At 67.5% G+C, this 17167-nt stretch carries 15 protein-coding genes; 3 read left to right on the top strand and 12 right to left on the bottom strand.

The annotated features are described in order from the left end of the window. Positions 1 to 24: 24 nt before the first annotated feature. From ahpC to C5F75_RS24485, 4 genes are all read right to left on the bottom strand, one after another. A complete protein-coding gene (gene ahpC / locus C5F75_RS24500) occupies positions 25 to 588 on the bottom strand; it encodes an alkyl hydroperoxide reductase subunit C (protein WP_011547973.1) in 564 nt (187 codons plus the stop codon). Positions 589 to 811: 223 nt separating this feature from the next. Then, positions 812 to 1177: a type II toxin-antitoxin system VapC family toxin gene (locus tag C5F75_RS24495; protein WP_059582424.1), complete on the bottom strand. Its 366-nt coding sequence runs from the start codon at positions 1175 to 1177 to the stop codon at positions 812 to 814. Then, the gene (locus tag C5F75_RS24490) at positions 1171 to 1389 is read right to left on the bottom strand and encodes a hypothetical protein (RefSeq protein WP_059582422.1); all 219 of its coding nucleotides are present in this window, start codon (positions 1387 to 1389) and stop codon (positions 1171 to 1173) included. Before C5F75_RS24490 ends, C5F75_RS24495 begins: the two co-directional genes overlap by 7 nt. A gap of 90 nt (positions 1390 to 1479) precedes the next feature. Further along, positions 1480 to 2376 carry a LysR substrate-binding domain-containing protein gene (locus tag C5F75_RS24485; protein ID WP_059582420.1) on the bottom strand — a complete coding sequence of 299 codons (897 nt, stop codon included), beginning with the start codon at positions 2374 to 2376 and terminating at the stop codon, positions 1480 to 1482. A 179-nt stretch (positions 2377 to 2555) separates the two neighbouring features. Between C5F75_RS24485 and C5F75_RS24480 the strand changes: the two genes are divergently transcribed. Genes C5F75_RS24480 through C5F75_RS24470 form a run of 3 tightly spaced genes read left to right on the top strand, consistent with a single transcriptional unit; the run spans position 2556 to position 5515 of the window. After that, positions 2556 to 3722, top strand: coding sequence for a branched-chain amino acid ABC transporter substrate-binding protein (locus C5F75_RS24480; RefSeq protein WP_059582418.1), 1167 nt, complete (start codon positions 2556 to 2558; stop codon positions 3720 to 3722). A 25-nt stretch (positions 3723 to 3747) separates the two neighbouring features. Beyond that, on the top strand, positions 3748 to 4272 hold the full coding sequence (locus C5F75_RS24475) for an L-2-amino-thiazoline-4-carboxylic acid hydrolase (RefSeq protein WP_059582415.1): 525 nt from the start codon (positions 3748 to 3750) through the stop codon (positions 4270 to 4272). Beyond that, on the top strand, positions 4265 to 5515 hold the full coding sequence (locus tag C5F75_RS24470; RefSeq protein ID WP_059583070.1) for a Zn-dependent hydrolase: 1251 nt from the start codon (positions 4265 to 4267) through the stop codon (positions 5513 to 5515). Before C5F75_RS24475 ends, C5F75_RS24470 begins: the two co-directional genes overlap by 8 nt. Positions 5516 to 5551: 36 nt before the next feature. Here C5F75_RS24470 and C5F75_RS24465 read toward each other — a convergent pair whose 3' ends face one another. The 8 genes from C5F75_RS24465 to C5F75_RS24430 form a co-directional block, all read right to left on the bottom strand. Next, complete coding sequence (locus tag C5F75_RS24465) at positions 5552 to 6388, bottom strand: c-type cytochrome (protein WP_059582412.1); 837 nt, start codon at positions 6386 to 6388, stop codon at positions 5552 to 5554. Positions 6389 to 6665: 277 nt separating this feature from the next. Further along, positions 6666 to 7934 (bottom strand): hypothetical protein, encoded by a 1269-nt coding sequence (locus C5F75_RS24460; RefSeq protein ID WP_059582410.1) that lies wholly within the window; start codon positions 7932 to 7934, stop codon positions 6666 to 6668. Beyond that, entirely contained in the window at positions 7931 to 9754 is a 1824-nt protein-coding gene (glmS, locus tag C5F75_RS24455) for a glutamine--fructose-6-phosphate transaminase (isomerizing) (protein ID WP_059582407.1), read from the bottom strand. Before glmS ends, C5F75_RS24460 begins: the two co-directional genes overlap by 4 nt. 119 nt (positions 9755 to 9873) lie before the next feature. Continuing rightward, positions 9874 to 10362 carry a hypothetical protein gene (locus C5F75_RS24450; RefSeq protein ID WP_059582405.1) on the bottom strand — a complete coding sequence of 163 codons (489 nt, stop codon included), beginning with the start codon at positions 10360 to 10362 and terminating at the stop codon, positions 9874 to 9876. Continuing rightward, entirely contained in the window at positions 10340 to 11611 is a 1272-nt protein-coding gene (gene pgaC, locus C5F75_RS24445) for a poly-beta-1,6-N-acetyl-D-glucosamine synthase (protein WP_059582402.1), read from the bottom strand. Before pgaC ends, C5F75_RS24450 begins: the two co-directional genes overlap by 23 nt. Next, positions 11608 to 13701, bottom strand: coding sequence for a poly-beta-1,6-N-acetyl-D-glucosamine N-deacetylase PgaB (pgaB, locus tag C5F75_RS24440; RefSeq protein WP_104012840.1), 2094 nt, complete (start codon positions 13699 to 13701; stop codon positions 11608 to 11610). The genes pgaC and pgaB overlap by 4 nt, the downstream gene beginning before the upstream one ends. Before the next feature lie 13 nt (positions 13702 to 13714). Then, complete coding sequence (gene pgaA / locus C5F75_RS24435; protein ID WP_104012839.1) at positions 13715 to 16327, bottom strand: poly-beta-1,6 N-acetyl-D-glucosamine export porin PgaA; 2613 nt, start codon at positions 16325 to 16327, stop codon at positions 13715 to 13717. 52 nt (positions 16328 to 16379) lie between these two features. Continuing rightward, complete coding sequence (locus C5F75_RS24430; RefSeq protein WP_104012838.1) at positions 16380 to 17138, bottom strand: hypothetical protein; 759 nt, start codon at positions 17136 to 17138, stop codon at positions 16380 to 16382. Positions 17139 to 17167: the final 29 nt, after the last annotated feature.

Below are 17167 nucleotides of genomic sequence, written 5' to 3'. Positions count from 1 at the left end.
CGGGCGAGGCGCGCGGAGCGATCGTCAGATCTTGCCGATCAGGTCGAGCGACGGGGTCAGCGTTTCCGCACCCGGCGTCCACTTGGCCGGGCACACTTCACCCGGGTGCGCCGCGATGTATTGCGCGGCTTGCACCTTGCGCAGCAGTTCGCCTGCGTCGCGGCCGATGCCGTTGTCGTGGATTTCGCACAGCTTGATCTCGCCTTCCGGGTTGATCACGAACGTGCCACGCAGCGCCATCCCTTCTTCCTCGATCAGCACGTCGAAGTTGCGCGACAGCGTGAGCGTCGGGTCGCCGACCAGCGGGTACTTGATCTTGGCGATCGTGTCCGACGTGTCGTGCCATGCCTTGTGCGTGAAGTGCGTGTCGGTCGACACGCCGTAGATTTCGACACCCAGCTTCTGGAATTCCGCGTAACGGTCGGCGAGGTCGCCCAGCTCGGTCGGGCAGACGAACGTGAAGTCGGCCGGGTAGAACACGACGACGGACCATTTGCCCTTGAAGTTCTCTTCCGAGACGGGCACGAATTCGCCGTTGTGGTAAGCGGTTGCCTTGAACGGCTTGATTTGGGTGTTGATGATCGGCATCTGGGTAATTCCTTTTCGTCAGTGGTGAGTGGAGTGTTGCCAGTATCCGGGTTCACCCTGTGTTTGTGAAATTGCTTGTTTCAATCCGGGGCATCGGGATTTTCTATCTGCTTCCGGCCCTTGATTGGGTGGGGAGGGGAGGGCGTTGATGCGGGCGCCCGCTCGGCATGAGGCGGGGTCGGGGGACGTGCTGGGAAGGCGTATGCGCTGGGCGTACGCCGGCTTAGATCTGATACGGCACGCGAACGCCGGGTTCGGAGGCGGGAAAGTCCTTCGTGTTGCGCGATACGAGCAGCAGACCGTTCACTTGCGCCGATGCCCACACGATCGCGTCGGGCAGGCGTATCCGGCGGTCCTTGCGAATCGTCACCGCGCGATTTGCAACCGTGCTGTCGAGTGCGATGACGTCGAACGACGAGAGCCATGCACGGATGGGTGCCTCGTCCCTTGCGGACGCCCCGACGAGGACTTCCATCCACGTGATCATGCTGATTGCGCGATAGTCGTAGCGGCCTAACTCCGCACGGGCGGATTCCACGCCGCCCAGATAATCGATCAGGATGTTGGTGTCGAAAAGGGCTTTTACCATTCCGAGCGCAATTCCTCTTGATAGGCGAGCCCATCGATCGTGCGATCTTTCCAGAGACCGAAGACGTCGTCGGCAAGCCGGGGCTTGTTCAGGGCAATGTAGGCGTCGATCGCGTCACGAATGATGGCGGCGCGGGGACGGTGTTGAGTCTCGACGATGACGGCCAACGCGTCTAGTTGGCCATCCGTCAGATCGACCAGAATCCGACCCATGGTAACCTCCGATATATGATATGCATATCATATATGCAGACTTAAAAGTATGCAAGGCCCCGGCAGGACGACGCTGCAAGGAGCCCCCGCTCAAATCCCCGCCATCTTCCTCAACCATTCCGCCAGCCGCCGCGCCCCGTCCGGCATGTCCGCGTCCTCGCGCGTGCACAGGTAGTAGTCGCGCCCGTCGTCGAGCGCGTGATCGAACAGTTGCACGAGTTCGCCGTTCGCCAGTTCGCGCTGGACCAGCGGCGCGCGCAGCAGCGCGGCGCCGAGGTCGGCGCGCGCCGCGCTCAGCGTGAGCTGGCCGTCCTCGAACATCGGCCCCACCGCATGCGACACGTGCCGCACGCCGGCGCCCTGCAGCCAGTTGACCCACGTGCTGCGATCCTCGTCGTGCACGAGCGGCGCGCGCGCGAGATCGGCCGGCGTGCGGAACGGCCCGTGACGCTTCAGGAACGACGGGCTGCACATCGGCACCATCGCGCCCGGCAGCAGCCGCTCGCAGCGGTAGCCGGGCCAGTCGCCGGTGCCGAAGCGGATCGACAGGTCCGATGCATCGCTTCGGTAGTTGCGGTGATGCGCGTACAGCACCGTGACGTCGACATCGGTGTTGTCGGCCAGGAACGCATGCAGCCGGGGAATGAACCAGCCGATGCCGAGCAGCGGAATCAGGCTGACGGTGATCTGGCGCAGCGACGAACGGTCGCGCACGAAGCGCGTCGCGCTGCGCAGCACCGAGAAGGCCGCGCTGATCGACCGGTAGTAGTCGCGCCCCTCGTCGGTGAGCGCGAGCAGCCGGCCTTCGCGCACCGTCAGCGGCGTCTGGATGAACGCTTCGAGCAGTTGCAGCTGATGGCTGACCGCCGACGGCGTGATGTCGAGTTCGCCCGCCGCCGCGGTGACGGAGCCCAGACGCGCGAACGCTTCGAACGCACGCACCGCGCGCAGCGGCGGATCGTGCGGCAATTGTTCGATATTTTTCATGTATCGAATTTTATCGAAAAATCAGGGTAAGCGACAACACAAAAATATGCTGTATTTACATGGGTATACAGTAATGTGTCGGGAATGGTATAAGCATCCAACAATTGGGTATTTGGGGTTTGGTGGTTGAATATTTAATATTTTTCATGTTTATGATTCGATTCACCGATCCCTCACACATGAAAATCGCTTTCCTCTCCGCCAGTCTCGCCTTCTCCGCGGCCGCCCTCGTCGCCGCCGTTCCCGCGTTCGCGCAGTCCGCTCCGCAGACGGTCCTGATCGGCCTCGCCGCGCCGCTCACCGGCCCGTCCGCGCGGATCGGCAAGGATCTGCAGAACGGCGCGCAACTCGCGATCGACGACGCGAACGCCAAGCATCCAACCATCGGCGGCAAGCCGGTCGTCTACAAGCTCGTCGCGGCCGACGACCAGTCCGATCCGCGCACGGCCGTCGCGGTCGCGCAGCAACTCGTCGACCAGCACGTGATCGGCGTCGTCGGTCACTGGAACACGGGCTGCAGCGTGCCGGCGTCGCGCGTGTACCGCGATGCGGGCATTCCGCAGATCGCGCCGGCCTCCACCGGCCATCAATACACGCAGCAGGGCTACGCGACGGCGTTGCGCATCATGGGTCACGACGATGCGGGCGGCCGCTTCACCGGTGCGTACGCGGTGAAGACGCTGAAGGCCACGCGCATCGCGGTGATCGACGATCGCACGTCGTTCGGCGCGGGGCTGGCCGACCAGTTCATCCAGGGCGTGCAGGCGAACGGCGGCACGATCGTCGATCGCCAGTACGTGAACGACAAGACCACCGATTTCAGCGGCGTGCTGACCGCGATCAAGGGCAAGCGCGCGGATCTCGTGTTCTTCGGCGGCCTCGACGCGCAGGCCGCGCCGATCGCGCGCCGGATGCGCCAGCTCGGCGTGAACGCGCCGCTGCTCGGCGCGGGCGGCTTCGTGAGCCAGACCTTCCTGTCGCTCGCCGGCAAGGACGGCGACGGCGTGACGGCGCTCGAGCCGGGCCTGCCGCTCGACCGGATGCCGGGCGGCAAGACGTTCGATGCGCAATACCAGGCGCGCTATCACGCGCCGATCGAACTGCATGCGCCGTTCGCGTACGACGCGGCCGCCACGCTGATCGCGGCCGCGCAGAAGGCCGGCACGACCCAGCCGGCGAAGCTCGTCGCGGCCGTTCGCGCGATCGACCGGCCCGGCGTGACGGGGCGCATCGCATTCGACGCCGAAGGCAACCTGAAGGACCCGGCCTTCACGATCTACCAGGTGCGCGGCGGCAAGTGGGCCGTCGTCGACGTGCTCGGCGGCTCGCGTACCGCCGTCAAGTAACGATAAAACGACCAGGACGATCCCCATGACCGAAGCGAACCCGACATCCGCCGCCGCACCCGAGGACACACGCCTCGGGATTCTCGCGCGGCGCCGCATCGAAGCGGAAATCATCAAGCCGATCTACGAGATCATGAAGCGCGAGTTCGGCGCCGAGCGCGCGCAGGCCGTGATCGCCGAAGCCGTGCGCGGCGCGGCCGTCGATGCGGGCCGTACGTTCGCCGCGCAGGAGCCGGACGGCCCGAGCGTGAAGTCGTTCATCGCGCTGCAGGTGCTGTGGGAGAAGGACGATGCGCTCGACGTCGAGGTGCGGCGCGCGGACGACGCGCACTACGACTACGACGTGCATCGCTGCAGCTACGCCGAGATGTATCACGCGATGGGGCTTGGCGAGATCGGGCACCTGCTGAGCTGCGCGCGCGACAGCTATTTCATCCAGGGCTATGCGCCGGACATCGCGCTCACGCGCACGAGCACGATCATGCAGGGCGGCAAGCGCTGCGATTTCCGCTATGCGCTGCAACGCGCGCCGGAGCACGGCGATGCATGACGCTACCGTGACCATGCCGCGCGTCGACGGCGACCGTCTGTGGGCGTCGCTCGAACGGATGGCGCAGAACGGTGCGACGCCGAAGGGCGGCGTCTGCCGTCTCGCGCTGACCGATCTCGACCGTGAGTCGCGCGACCTGTTCGTGCAGTGGGCGCGCGACGCCGGCTGCACGGTGCGCGTCGATCGGATGGGCAACGTGTTCGCGCGCCGCGCGGGCCGCAATCCGGGCGCCGCACCCGTGATGACGGGCTCGCACGCCGATTCGCAGCCGACCGGCGGCCGCTACGACGGCATCTACGGCGTGCTCGGCGGGCTCGAAGTCGTGCGCGCGCTGAACGATGCGGGCATCGAGACCGAACGCCCGATCGACGTCGTGATCTGGACCAACGAGGAAGGCTCGCGCTTCGCGCCGGCGATGGTATCGGCCGGCGTGTTCTCGGGCGTCTACACGCTCGAATACGGGCTGTCGCGCACCGACGGCGCGGGCCGGACGATCGGCGAGGAGCTCGAACGGATCGGCTACGCGGGTGCGGAGCCGGTCGGCGGCTATCCGGTGCACGCCGCGTACGAACTGCATATCGAGCAGGGCGCGATTCTCGAACGGGCCGGCAAGACGATCGGCGTCGTGACGGCCGGGCAGGGGCAGCGCTGGTACGAGGTGACGCTGACCGGGGTCGATGCGCACGCCGGTACGACGCCAATGGAGTTTCGTCGCGACGCGCTGGTGGGCGCCGCGCGGATGATCTCGTTCGTCGACGAGCTCGGCCGCCGTTACGCACCGGATGCGCGCGCAACGGTCGGGATGATCGAGGCGCGGCCGAATTCGCGCAATACGGTGCCGGGCGGCTGTTTTTTCACGGTGGAATTCCGGCATCCCGACGATGCGGTCCTCGACGAACTGGACGCGGCGCTGCGCGCGGAGCTCGCGCGCGTGGCCGACGAAACCGGCCTCGGCGCGCGGATCGAGCAGATTTTCACGTATGCGCCGGTGCCGTTCGCGCCACGCTGTATCGACACGGTGCGCGACGCGGCCCGCGCGCTCGGGTTGTCGCACATGGACATCGTGTCCGGTGCGGGACACGACGCGTGCTATGTCGCGCGTGTCGCGCCGACCGGGATGATCTTCGTGCCGTGTGTGGACGGGCTGAGCCACAACGAGGCGGAAGCGATTACGCCGGAATGGGCGACGGCGGGCGCCGACGTGCTGTTGCGCGCGGTGTTGCAGAGTGCGCAGGAAGCGTAAGCGCGACGCGTGCGGCCGGGCTGCGGAGCGCTCGCGTTACTTCCCCGCCTTGCGCCGCGCCATATACGCGAGATACGCGACGATCTGGTCGAGTTCGCGGTCGCTCAACTGTTCGGGCGGAAACGCCGGCATGCTGCGGCCCGGCCAGTCGCGTACCGACGCCGGGTTGCGGATGTAGCGGCGCAGCGCGGCGGGCTGGAAATAGTCGACCGGATTCATCGGCGTGTTCAGGTCGGGGCCGGCGCGGCTGCTGCCCGCGCCGTCGATGCGATGACACGCGAGACATTGCGTGACGAACAGCCGCTGGCCCGCGCGGGCCGGATCGTTCGCGGGCAACGCGGCATCGACCGCGAGCGACGGCCAGCGCGCGAGCGGCGACGATTCGATCGTGATGCGCACGATCTGGTACGGCCACTGCTCGCCGCGCACCGACGGCGCGTCCGGCCCGAGCCAGACGAGATAGAACGGCCCCGCGCCGACCTGCTTGCCGGGCAGCTTCGGCCACGGATGGGCCGGATCCTCGATCGCGAGCCACGGGACCGCGCCGGCCGGCGCGCGGCGGCGCACGAGATCGAGCGGCAATTGCGCGGCGAAACCGTCGGCCGCGCGCGTTTCGAGCACGCCGTCGGCCGGCAGCGGCGTGTCGCCGAGCAGCGCGGCGAACGGCACCGCGCGGAACGTCATCGGCCGGCCGTATGCGATGTCGCGCGGCACGTGGATGTCGGTCGCGTCCGGACGCGCGAGCAGCGCCTGGCGGGTGAGGGCGCGGGCCGTGCCGTCGGTGTCGAGTTCGAGCGTGGACTGAGCCGACGCGCGTTGCCCGAGCAGGCAGACGGTCAGCAGCACGAGCGAAAACCACTGGCGCTTCAGCATTCGTTCTCCGGGAAGGGGCGTTCCGGCGGCGGCAGGCGGGCCGCCGCGGTCGATGGAAGGAATCGGGCGACAGTCTATCCGGTACGGGCGGCGCTGGCGAATTCGGCGCGCAAGGGCATGGCCGTCATGACCGGACCGGCCCGCGGCAGGGCTCGACCAACGGGGCGCCGAGTGGGCGAGGTGTCGTCATAGCGGTTCGGACCGCGGAGGACAAACGCTCACGGTGGCGATATGCGGTCTACCCGCGTTCACGACATTGCGTGACCGGCCATCGTCGTCAATGACTCGAACAAGCCGCTTCGCTCTTCGGCATGGGTGTGCGTTGCGCCGGTTCGAAATCGGCTTCACGCAGTCCCGACGGCGTCAGCGACACGAAATGCATCGCCGTGCCGCGCGCCGGGAAACCGGCGATGCCGGTCGAGCCCCACGGAATCGGCGAACGCTGCACGCCGCTCACCGCGATATCCGCCGGCGCAAGCGCGAGCGTCAGCAGCCGCCCGTCGCGGGTCGGCACATACGCGTGCGTGCCGGCGACACCGAGGTCTGATTCGCGCACCGACGCCGGCAGGCAATCGAGCGTCGCCGTGCGGCGGCCGTCCGGCGCGATCAGCATCGCGACGCCGCGATCGTCCGCCGTCGTCGTGACGACGATGAAACGGTCGATCTCCGGCACATAGGCGGCCGAATACACGTAGTACTGGATCGCGTCGTTCAGCGATCCGAGTTTTTCCAGCTTCGCGGTGACGGGGTCGAACATCGCGTATTCGAGCGTCGCGTCCGTGCTGCCTTCGATGAACTTCTGCCACACGAGCAGCGCGTTGCGCGGCGAGCCCGCGATCACGGGCCACCACTCGCGGCGGCGCGGCGCGACCGCGACATGGTTCAGTACGCGCCCCGCCGCATCGTAGGTTTTCAGGTAGACACCGTTGCCGCTGCCGAGGTTGTCGACCCCGCCGCCGTTGACCCAGTCGGCCGAATAGAACACGACGAAGCGGTCGCCGGCCGTCGCGACATGCCCCGAATGGCCGCCCGATTCGACGTCGTTCGGGTAGGGCTTGACCGGTTTCAGGTCGCGGCGGTAGACGCCGTAGCGCTGGCTGACTTCCTGCGGCGCGTTCCAGCCGTCCTCGAACGTGACGAAGATGTCGCCGCGCGCGTTCTGCGCGATCGACACGGGTTCCTGCGCCTCGGGGCGGCTGATGAACGTGCGCACGTGCAGCACGCGCGTCCCGCCGGGCAGCCATTCGCCGACGTACACGTCATGCGGCCAGTTGCCGCCGCGCCGCGCGCCGCGCGGCACGATGCCCGAGCTGCTGAAGAACACCCAGCGTTTGCCGTCGCCGGCGTCGGCCACGCCGATTCCGTGCATGAAGCGCCGCGGGTCGCCGCTGTCCTGCGGCGACGGGGCGGTCGACACCGTGACCGTATGCACGACCGGCGCGCCGGCGAAGGCCGGCGGCGACGCCGTGCCGATGCCGCCCGCGCCGCAAAGGGCAATTGCGGCCAGCCGCACGACGGCCTGTACCGGGCGCGTTCGCCGCATCATTCGACGGTTACCGATTTCGCGAGGTTGCGCGGCTTGTCGACGTCGGCGCCGCGCGCGCAGCCGACGTGATACGCGAGCAGTTGCAACGGAATCACGTTGACGATCGGCGACAGCAGGTCGCCCGATTCGCGCACGCGGATCAGGTGCGTGTCGCGGTCGGCGTCGATCTCGAGCTGACTGCCGGCCAGCACGTAAAGCCGGCCGCCGCGTGCACGCACCTCGGCCATGTTGGACTTCAGCTTCTGGAACAGGCGGTCGTCCGGCGCGATCGTGACGACCGGCATCGCGCTCGTGACGAGCGCGAGCGGCCCGTGCTTCAGCTCGCCGGCCGCATAGCCTTCCGCGTGGATGTACGACACTTCCTTCAGCTTCAGGGCGCCTTCCAGTGCGATCGGGAAATGGATGCCGCGGCCGAGGAACAGCGCGTTCTCGGTGCGCGCGAACTTCGTGGCCCAGCCCATGATCTGCGTTTCCAGCGCGAGCGCGTGGCCGATGCGCCCGGGCAGCGCGCGCAACTGCTTCAGGTGCGTCGCGACTTGCGCGGCATCGAGCCGGCCGCGTAGTTGCGCGAGCGTCAGCGTCAGCAAGAACAGCGCGACGAGCTGCGTGGTGAACGCCTTGGTCGACGCGACGCCGAGTTCGGCGCCGGCCCGCGTCAGGAACCGCAGTGGCGCGTTGCGCGCGATCGTGCTGGTCGCGACGTTGCAGATCGCCATCGACAAATCCTGGCCCATCGTGCGCGCCTGCTCGATCGCGCCGATGGTGTCGGCCGTTTCGCCCGACTGCGAGATGCCGACGACAAGCGTGCGCGGATCGGCCACCGTGTCGCGGTAGCGGTATTCGCTGGCGATCTCGACCTGGGCCGGCACGCCCGCGATGCTTTCGAGCCAGTACTTCGCCGTGAGGCCCGCGTAGTAGCTGGTGCCGCAGCCGAGCAGCAGCACGCTTCTGACTCGCGACAGCAGCCCGCGCGTGCCTTCCGTCGCGTCGAACAGCGCCGGCGAGATCGTGTCGATGCCGTCGAGCGTGCTGTCGATCGCCTTCGGTTGCTCGAAGATTTCCTTCTGCATGAAGTGCTGGTACGGGCCGAGCGCGGCATCGTCCGCGCGCGCCTTCACTTCGCACAACGGGCGCCGTGCTTCCTGCCCGCCCGCATCGACCACGGCGATGCGATCCGGCGTGATCAGCGCGACGTCGCCGTCCTCCAGGTACACGAAGCGGTCGGTCAGGTCGCCGAGCGCCGCGCAGTCGGACGCGAGGTAGTTCTGCTCGGCGCCGATGCCGATCACGAGCGGCGAGCCGGCGCGCGCGGCGACGAGGCGCTGCGGCTCGCGCGCGCCGAGCACCGCGATCGCGTACGCGCCGTGCAGCCGTTTGACCGCGCGCACCACCGCGTCGAACAGGTCGTCGCGATAGAGGCTGTGGATCAGGTGCGCGATGACCTCGGTGTCGGTCTGCCCGCGAAACGTATAGCCGAGTTGCTTCAGTTCGGCGCGCAGCGTGTCGTGGTTCTCGATGATCCCGTTGTGCACGACGGCGATCGTGTCGCCCGACATGATCGGATGCGCGTTCATTTCAGACGGCGCGCCATGTGTCGCCCAGCGCGTATGCGCGATGCAGGTCTGCGCTTCGAGGCCGAGCGTCAGCACACGGTCCTGCAGGTCCGTCACGCGTCGCAGCGTGCGTTCGCTGCGCAGGCGGCCGTCGCCCTGAACGGCGATGCCGCACGAATCGTAGCCGCGATATTCGAGCCGGCTCAGTGCATTGACCAGTTGCGGCACCTGATTGTTCAGGCCGCTTGCTCCGACGATTCCGCACATGATTCACCTCGTCTCCAGGAAGTTTTCTGGCTGGCGCGCGATGCGCGGCAGCACGATGTCAGGAGCGGTGCCGCGTCGCACGGCAGGCGTCGCGCGCGGCGCGGCACGTCTCCGGCGATCTATTCGCGGGGCTGCGGCCCGGCATGGGCAACCCATTCGATGCCCGAAATCGACCCGTTCGCATCGTGCGACGCGACGAGAATGCGCGTCGTGCGGCGCGCGCCGCGCCGGCGCTCGCTCGCGAACGCGGTCGGCGGCACGGAGCGCACCTTCACGCTGGCCGAGCGTCGCACCATCTTCGACACGCGCAGGCGATAGGCGAATGGATGCACGACGCGTCCCGCGATCAGCCACATGACGATCGTGCCGGCGATCAGCGCGATGCTCGTCACGTAGAACACGATCTGCTCGATCGGCATCTCGGCCTCGTTGAACGGCAGCAGGTAGCGGTACGTATAGATGCAGATCGATGCCCATACACCGCCGACCAGCGCGGGCCGCACGAGGCGGAACCATGCGACGAGCACGGGCCCGACGATGCCGCCGCGTTCGGCGATCATGTCGCGCGGGGCGCGCAGGGAAAGGTCAATAATCGGCGCGTTCTTCATGTTGAATGCCTCGGTCGGGACTGACCCAGACGGCGCGCTTGCCGCGGCCCCGCAGTACGACGGCGGGCAGGGCGACGACGGTGGTGATCATGCTGATCAGCCAGAACGCGACGGGGTACCAGATGGTGTCAAGGAAGTACATCAGGAGTTTTTCGTCGTAACGACGATCGATCATGCTGCCGATGATCAGCTGCAGGATGCAGGTCGCGACCAGCAGCATCCCGTGCCAGTGCGGCACCACGGACACATGCCAGTTCGGCGGAAGCGGGTAGACGACGTCGATCAGCGCGAGCAGCAGGATGAACGACATCGAGTACGCCCACGCGATGCCGATCAGGTACTCGACGAACAGCGGCCACATCATCATCTGCGTGGGCCGCATCAGCGTGCCCGCGTACTTGAGCAGCACCTGGATGCCGCCCTTGGACCAGCGCAGCCGCTGCCGGTAGAGCCCCTTGAGCGTCTCGGGCATCAGGATCCAGCTGAGCGCGTGCGGCTCGTACACGACGCGCCAGTCGCGGCACTGCAGCTTCCAGCTGATGTCGATGTCCTCGGTGAGCATGTCCGAGCTCCAGTAGCCGACGTCGGCGAGCGCGGTCTTGCGGAACATCGTGATCACGCCCGATACCGTGAAGATGCGGCCGTACACCTGCTGCGTGCGCTTGATCAGCCCGACGATCGACGAGAATTCGCCGACCTGCATGCGGCCGAGCAGCGACGTGCGCGTGCGGATGCGCGGGTTGCCGGTCACCGCGCCCACGCCCGGGTCGGTCAGGAAATGTTCGAGCATCCAGCCGATCGCGTCGTGCGCGAGCAGCGCGTCGCCGTCGATACAGAGCAGGTATTCCGCGTTGGATACCGCGGCCGCGGTCGTGAGCCCGACCGCCTTGCCTTCGTTGCGCGCGTGATGGATCACGAGCAGCCGCGGGATCTCGACGGCCAGCTCGTTGAGGATCTCGCCGGTGCGATCCTTGCTGCCGTCGTTGACCGCGATGATGTCGTAGTTCGGATACAGCATCCCGTTCAGATGGGCGATCACGCTGCGCGCGTTCGCGGCTTCGTTGAAGCAGGGCACGACGATCGACACCTTCGGGATGCCGCTCGACGCGATCGTGCGTGTCGACAGCTCGCGGCCTTCCTCGAGCAGGAAGTAGTGCACGACGCCGCCGATCATCCACAGATACGACATGAAGAACGGATAGTAGAAGACGAAATCCTGCAGGCGCTGGATCAGGCTATGGGAGGTCATGGCGTCTTGGTTCCCCGCGATTGCTGCATCTGCATCAGCGCGTTGATGGAGGTTGGGTCGAGGCGCGACTTCAGCGACATCACGTCGCGCATCGCGTCGAGCTCCGGCTGGCCGGTCAGGAAGTTGTCGGGGTAGTAGCCGAAATTCACGGCGCCCTTGCTGCGCAGCCGCCGCATCTGCGCGAGCAGCGTGCTGGCCGGCACCGCCTTCTGCCCGTGCCAGTCGTACGACTGCAGTTCGAACACGGTGCGCTGCAGCCCGCGCTGCTTCGCGCGCACCGCCTTCACGAGCTGGTCGAGCCAGCCTTCCGGGTCCTTCGCCTGTTCCATGTACGGCATCGCCATCAGCGCGACGTAGTCGTAGGCGGCGATGAAATCGTCGTAGTTCTGCGCATACCACGCTTCCGATTCGGGCTTGAGCACCGGCATCGCGAAGATGTTGCGCGCGGTCAGCACGTCGCCGGCGTTCTGGTGGGCCAGCACGATCTGTTCGAGCTGCCGGGTCATGTCGATCAGGTAGCGCGTCTTCTGGCGCGTCCAGCGCTTCATCAGGTCGGGGTTCTCGCGGATCTTGCCGACGTCGGCCGGCAGCCCCCATTGCGAATAGGTGCGCAGCGCATGCCGGCCCGCATCCTCGTAGTCGTCGAGCACGGCGTCGTCGCCGAACAGGATGCCGCTGAACGACGCGTGCTTGCTGAGATCCTCGTAGACCTGCTGGATCATCAGCCGCGAATCGGGATCGAACGGGCTCAGCCGGAACACGCGCGCGCCGTTCTCGCGGGCCGGCGCGCCGCCGTAGGCGCTGACGGCTTCGAGCGCGCGGAGCTTGTCGGCCGGCGGCCGGAACGCGAGCACCGGCATCCACGCGTATACCTGCACGTTGGACCGCGTGTTGAGCTGCCACGCGGCACGCGAGAACAGGTCGGAACGCATCGGCAGATGCCGGTTCGGGAAATACACCGCTTCGGCCACGCCCGTGCCCTTCGGGTCCGCATACGCCTGCAGGTACACCGATTTCGGCTGCATCCGGTAGATGCGCTCGATCAGCTTGCCGAGATTCGCTTCCTGCCGCGCGGGATCGGGGTCGTAGACCTGGTCGAGATCGACCTGCACGGTACGCTCGGGCATGTCGACGTCGCCGCGGTTCGACGCCGGCTCGCGCATCGAGCGCTCGAACCCGCCGATATCGACGTCGTACATCATCAGGATTCGTCTGAGCCGGTCGAGCGGCACGTCCGGCGTATTCGGGCCGGCATCGAGGCTGAACTGGATGTCCATGCCGAGCGATGTCGAGATCTGGCGCACGGGCTGGTTTTCCGCGCCGTACGGCCACACCATCGAGCGCGCGACGATGCCGGTGCGCTCGCGGATCTGCCGCACGCAAGTCTGCAGGTCGTCGTGCACGCGGGCGTGGAATTCGGCGTCGGTTTCATAGCGCTTCTGGTCTTGCAGGTACAGGTGCGACGTGGTCGCCGGCAATTCGTTGCCTTGCGGATTCGCGATCGCGCCATGATGCAGATTGTGGGTGTGGCAGCCGAGCTCGACGAATTCCGACTGCCCGAGCTTCTTCACCTCGTCCCACGACAGGAAGTAGTCGCGCGGCACCTGAACCTTGTCGCTGATGCGGATCGGCGTATCCGGCGGCATGTCGATCCACGCGGTGACGAGGCCCATCACGGCCGGATACTTGAAGCGCTCCAGCAGCGGCAGCACCTTCGTGTAGTGGCTGCGAAAGCCGTCGTCGAACGTGAGCAGCACCGAGCGCGGCGGCAGCGGCTTGCCGCCGTGCCGCGATGCCTCGATCTGCTTGACGGTGATGGTGTGGTAGTTGTTGGTCTGCAGCCACGAGAAGATCGCGGTCAGCGTACCGGTATCGACCGCGAACGGATCGATGATCGCGGTCGGCGACGAAAACGACGCCATCAGGTTGTCGCGCACGTCGTGCATGCAGATCACGCGAAACGTCTTGCCGTCGGCCGGGTCGGACGGCGGCAGCAGGTCGATCATCTTGGCGCCGCTCACGCCCGGGAACAGCGAACAGGCGGCAAACGTGCCGAGGCATCCGCACATGAAGGTCCGTCTGGATTGCATTCAGGGCTCCTTTCTAAAACGGCAGGTTGAGCGACAGGAAGCCGGTTTCGGAGCGCTCGCGCTGGCCGTCGTACGCGTGGCTGCTGACCTCGACGCCGTAGCTCAGCGTGATGTCGTGCTTGAACGTCCACGCGTGCTCGATGCGCGCACTCCACAACGGGCTGGTGCCGAAGCCGCGCTCGTTGTACGCGCCGCCCGACACCGACACGCGCTGTCGCAGCCCGAGGTCGCCCTTCTTCCACAGCGTCAGTTGATGCATGACGGTCGCCGCGGCCGCGTAGTCGCGACCGGGGCTGAAGTAGGGCGCGTCCCGCCGCGTGTTGCTGTCCGTGCCCAGGTTCAGCGAGACGTTGACGAGCTGGTTCGCGGACGTATACACGCGCTGCGTGGCGGTCGCCGCGATCTCCTGGTGCAGGTTCGAATCGCTGTAGCGGCTCACGCCGTAGCTGAGCTTGACTTCGCGCCGGTCGTTCTGGCGATACACGACCTCGACATTCGCGGAGCGGCCCCAGATGTGCGCGGCATACGCTTTCCACGGCAGCGAGTTGTCGTTGGTGTCGAGCCCGGCGCTGACCGTCCAGTAGTCGTTCAACGCGTACGCGATCGTCCCGCGGCCGCCGGTTCGGCCGTCCCCGCCCATCGAGCGCGTGACTTCGCCGAGCACGGTGAGCGGCCCGTGCCGGTAGTCGCCGCCGATGCCGGTGCGCGTGCGGCTGAGGTTGCCGTCGTCGGTCTGCGCGAAACCGTAGAACGTGTGCGAAAACACGCGCCAGTTGTCGCCGAACGGTTGCGAATACACATAGCTGTCCGACGTGAAGCTGTTGTTGGCCAGCGCGCTGTTGCCGTGCTCGAAGCTCAGGTCGGTCGTGAACACCGGGCTGCGGTACGCGTTGTAGTCGCGCTTGAAGCTGCGCACCGCACCGCTGTCCGGGAACGTGTTGCCGAGGGTCTGGTCGACGGTTTTCGCGGTCGCGTAATCGTCCGCCGTGAGCGATGCGCGGCCGAGGCCCGCGAGCATCTCGACGCTGTCCGGGTGATCGGTCAGCGACGCGCGATACATCGAGATCGCCTGGCGCGGATGCGATTGGCCCGACACGGCGTCGGCATGCGCGGCGCGCACCTCAGCGTTGAACGGCACCTCTTTCTCGAGCTGTTCGAGCGCGGCGATCCCTTCGTTCACGTGACCCGTGAAGATCAGGTATTGCGCGCGCAGCCGGTAGTAGCGCAGATAGTCGCTTTCTCCCGGGCCGACGTTGGTCACCTGCCTGGCCGGCGGCAGCGACTTCTCCATGTCGTCGAGCACCTGCTTCGCTTCCGGCGCGCGTGCCTGGTCGACGTACGACCAGAACAGCCCTTCCTGCAGCTCGATCGGGCGCGTGCGCGAGCCGTACTGGAAGCCGCGGGTCGCGCGATCGGTCGGCGAGGCGGTGGCCTGTTTCAGCGCGCGCGCGTACACGGCGTTCGCCTTGGCCGGCTCGCTCAGGTACAGGTATGCGTCGCCGACGGCCGCCAACGCGTCGATCGAGATTTCCGCGCTGGACGGAATCGTCTCGAACGTCGCGACGGCCGTTTTCATCTCGCCGCGTGCGGCAAGGGCGACGACCCGGTCGCCCGCGAGGGCGGTGCGGACCGGGGTGTACTCCGGTGTCGCGGGTATCCGCTTGTCGAGGTCGTCCGCCGCGCGTAGCGCGTCGTCGATTCCATCGAAGCGGTCCGAACTCGTCATCGATCGCGACTTGTCGCGTCCGCCGCGCACCTGCTGGCGAATCGACAGCTCTTCCAGTTGCGCGATGTCGACGGCGGAGAACGCATCGGGCCGGGCCTTCGCTTCGTCGAGCGCCTTGACCGCGCCGCCGCTCGCCGCGAGGCCGAACACGTCGTTGCGTACCGTCTCGACGTCGGCGGTGCGGAGATTCGGCGCCCGCGCATTCGGCGCTTCGACGTCGGGTCCCTGCGATCGCTGGGTCGACTCGCCGGGGAGCTGGGCGCCGGGCGTCTGCGAATTCGGCGGCTGGGACGACGGCAGTTGCGCGCCCGGCGTCTCGGTCGCAGGCGTGGGCGAGTTCGGCATCGGTGTGCCGGATGCCTGCGCGGTGAGCGTCGGCATGGTCGGCGCAGCCGGCGGTGCGGTGGTCAGGGGTTGCGCGGGCTGCGGCGGTGCATCCGACGTTCGCGCGCGCGGCGCCGACGTATCCGGCGGCGGGGTGTCGAATGCCTGCGCAAGCAGCATCGACGCGTTCGGCGATGCTGCGACCGGCGCCGGTGCGCTCGGCTGCGCAGCATCGGGGTCCACCACGACCGTGGTCGGCATCGCCGGGTTCGGCGCCTGCGCGATCTGCAGCGACGCATCCGAGGCCCGCGCGATCGGCGTGGTCGCAAGCGGGGGCTGCGTGCCCGAACCCTGCGCGGCTTGCGTCGACGCGCCCGTTGGCCGCAGGTCGGGTGGCAGCGCATCCGGCGCGCCGCGGGATCCGGCGATCTCGCTCGTGCCGCGCGGTTCCGCGTCGCCTTCGGCGGAAAGACACGGGCCGGACGCGACGAGCAGGCACAGCAGCGGCGCATGCAGGAGGATCCGCCGGTTCGGCGGAGCGACGGTGGTGCATTGTTGGTGACGATTGTTGGCCACGGTGTCTCCTCACTTTGAAACGATCACGTCGATTGCACGCCCGAGGGCCGGTTCACAGGCGGTTGCGGATCGCCTGTCCCAGCAGTGCGCGCGATTCGCTGTTCGTCGGGTCGATGGCGAGTGCTCGGCTCGCGTTCTGCTCCACGCAGCTCCATTCGTCGATCTCTGCGCACCGGCGCGCCTTGGCCAGAGCGCGGGCGCCTTCCAGCTCATCGTGCGTGACGCGGGCGGTCTCCATGTACGGCGTGCCGGCGAGGCTCGACTGCGGCTGCCGTTTCGTCGCGGGGTCGGGGTGTTTTCTCGTGCGTGCCAGCGCCTGCGAGCGCGACGTCCGGTGCGCATCGCCGGCGCGCGCCGAGCGACTGCCGGTCGACGCCGCGTGCGGGCTCGCCGCGAGCTTCGTCGGCGGCACGTGCGCGGCGCGCGGTGGGCTCGTGTCGGAGCGGGCCGTCGCTTGCGGCGGCACGGCCGGTTCGGCCGGCGCCGACACGGCGGGCGCCGTCGAGGCGGACGGCGGAACCGGCCCGGCCTGCGCGACCGTCGACGTCGAGCCGGCGGGCGCCGCTGTGCGGGACGAGCCACCCGTCGCCGCGACGATGAGCTGGCGGTACTTGCCGACGACGTCGCCGATCACGCCGGCGATATCGTGCGTCACGCTCGCGTGGCCGATCCTCGTGTCTCGCTCGACGTACGCGAACGCGCCGAAGATCGCGGCAAATGCAGCGACGCTGAGCGCCGCATTCCTTCCCGGACCCCACGAGGGTTTCGGCTGACGGTCGGGCGAGTCGTCCGGTCGTTCTGGACGGGGCATTCAAGTCTCCTGGATTCGATGCGCTCCAT

Source organism: Burkholderia anthinoferrum (genome assembly GCF_002925705.1).
GTDB classification, from domain to species: Bacteria; Pseudomonadota; Gammaproteobacteria; order Burkholderiales; family Burkholderiaceae; genus Burkholderia; species Burkholderia semiarida.
This window is presented reverse-complemented; position numbering and strand designations above follow the sequence as displayed.

What these genes read in the sequence shown, in the direction of transcription:
- ahpC (WP_011547973.1), bottom strand. Translation starts at nt 588, where the DNA reads ATGCCGATCATCAACACCCAAATCAAGCCGTTCAAGGCAACCGCTTAC.
- C5F75_RS24495 (WP_059582424.1), bottom strand. Translation starts at nt 1,177, where the DNA reads ATGGTAAAAGCCCTTTTCGACACCAACATCCTGATCGATTATCTGGGC.
- C5F75_RS24490 (WP_059582422.1), bottom strand. Translation starts at nt 1,389, where the DNA reads ATGGGTCGGATTCTGGTCGATCTGACGGATGGCCAACTAGACGCGTTG.
- C5F75_RS24485 (WP_059582420.1), bottom strand. Translation starts at nt 2,376, where the DNA reads ATGAAAAATATCGAACAATTGCCGCACGATCCGCCGCTGCGCGCGGTG.
- C5F75_RS24480 (WP_059582418.1), top strand. Translation starts at nt 2,556, where the DNA reads ATGAAAATCGCTTTCCTCTCCGCCAGTCTCGCCTTCTCCGCGGCCGCC.
- C5F75_RS24475 (WP_059582415.1), top strand. Translation starts at nt 3,748, where the DNA reads ATGACCGAAGCGAACCCGACATCCGCCGCCGCACCCGAGGACACACGC.
- C5F75_RS24470 (WP_059583070.1), top strand. Translation starts at nt 4,265, where the DNA reads ATGCATGACGCTACCGTGACCATGCCGCGCGTCGACGGCGACCGTCTG.
- C5F75_RS24465 (WP_059582412.1), bottom strand. Translation starts at nt 6,388, where the DNA reads ATGCTGAAGCGCCAGTGGTTTTCGCTCGTGCTGCTGACCGTCTGCCTG.
- C5F75_RS24460 (WP_059582410.1), bottom strand. Translation starts at nt 7,934, where the DNA reads ATGATGCGGCGAACGCGCCCGGTACAGGCCGTCGTGCGGCTGGCCGCA.
- glmS (WP_059582407.1), bottom strand. Translation starts at nt 9,754, where the DNA reads ATGTGCGGAATCGTCGGAGCAAGCGGCCTGAACAATCAGGTGCCGCAA.
- C5F75_RS24450 (WP_059582405.1), bottom strand. Translation starts at nt 10,362, where the DNA reads ATGAAGAACGCGCCGATTATTGACCTTTCCCTGCGCGCCCCGCGCGAC.
- pgaC (WP_059582402.1), bottom strand. Translation starts at nt 11,611, where the DNA reads ATGACCTCCCATAGCCTGATCCAGCGCCTGCAGGATTTCGTCTTCTAC.
- pgaB (WP_104012840.1), bottom strand. Translation starts at nt 13,701, where the DNA reads ATGCAATCCAGACGGACCTTCATGTGCGGATGCCTCGGCACGTTTGCC.
- C5F75_RS24430 (WP_104012838.1), bottom strand. Translation starts at nt 17,138, where the DNA reads ATGCCCCGTCCAGAACGACCGGACGACTCGCCCGACCGTCAGCCGAAA.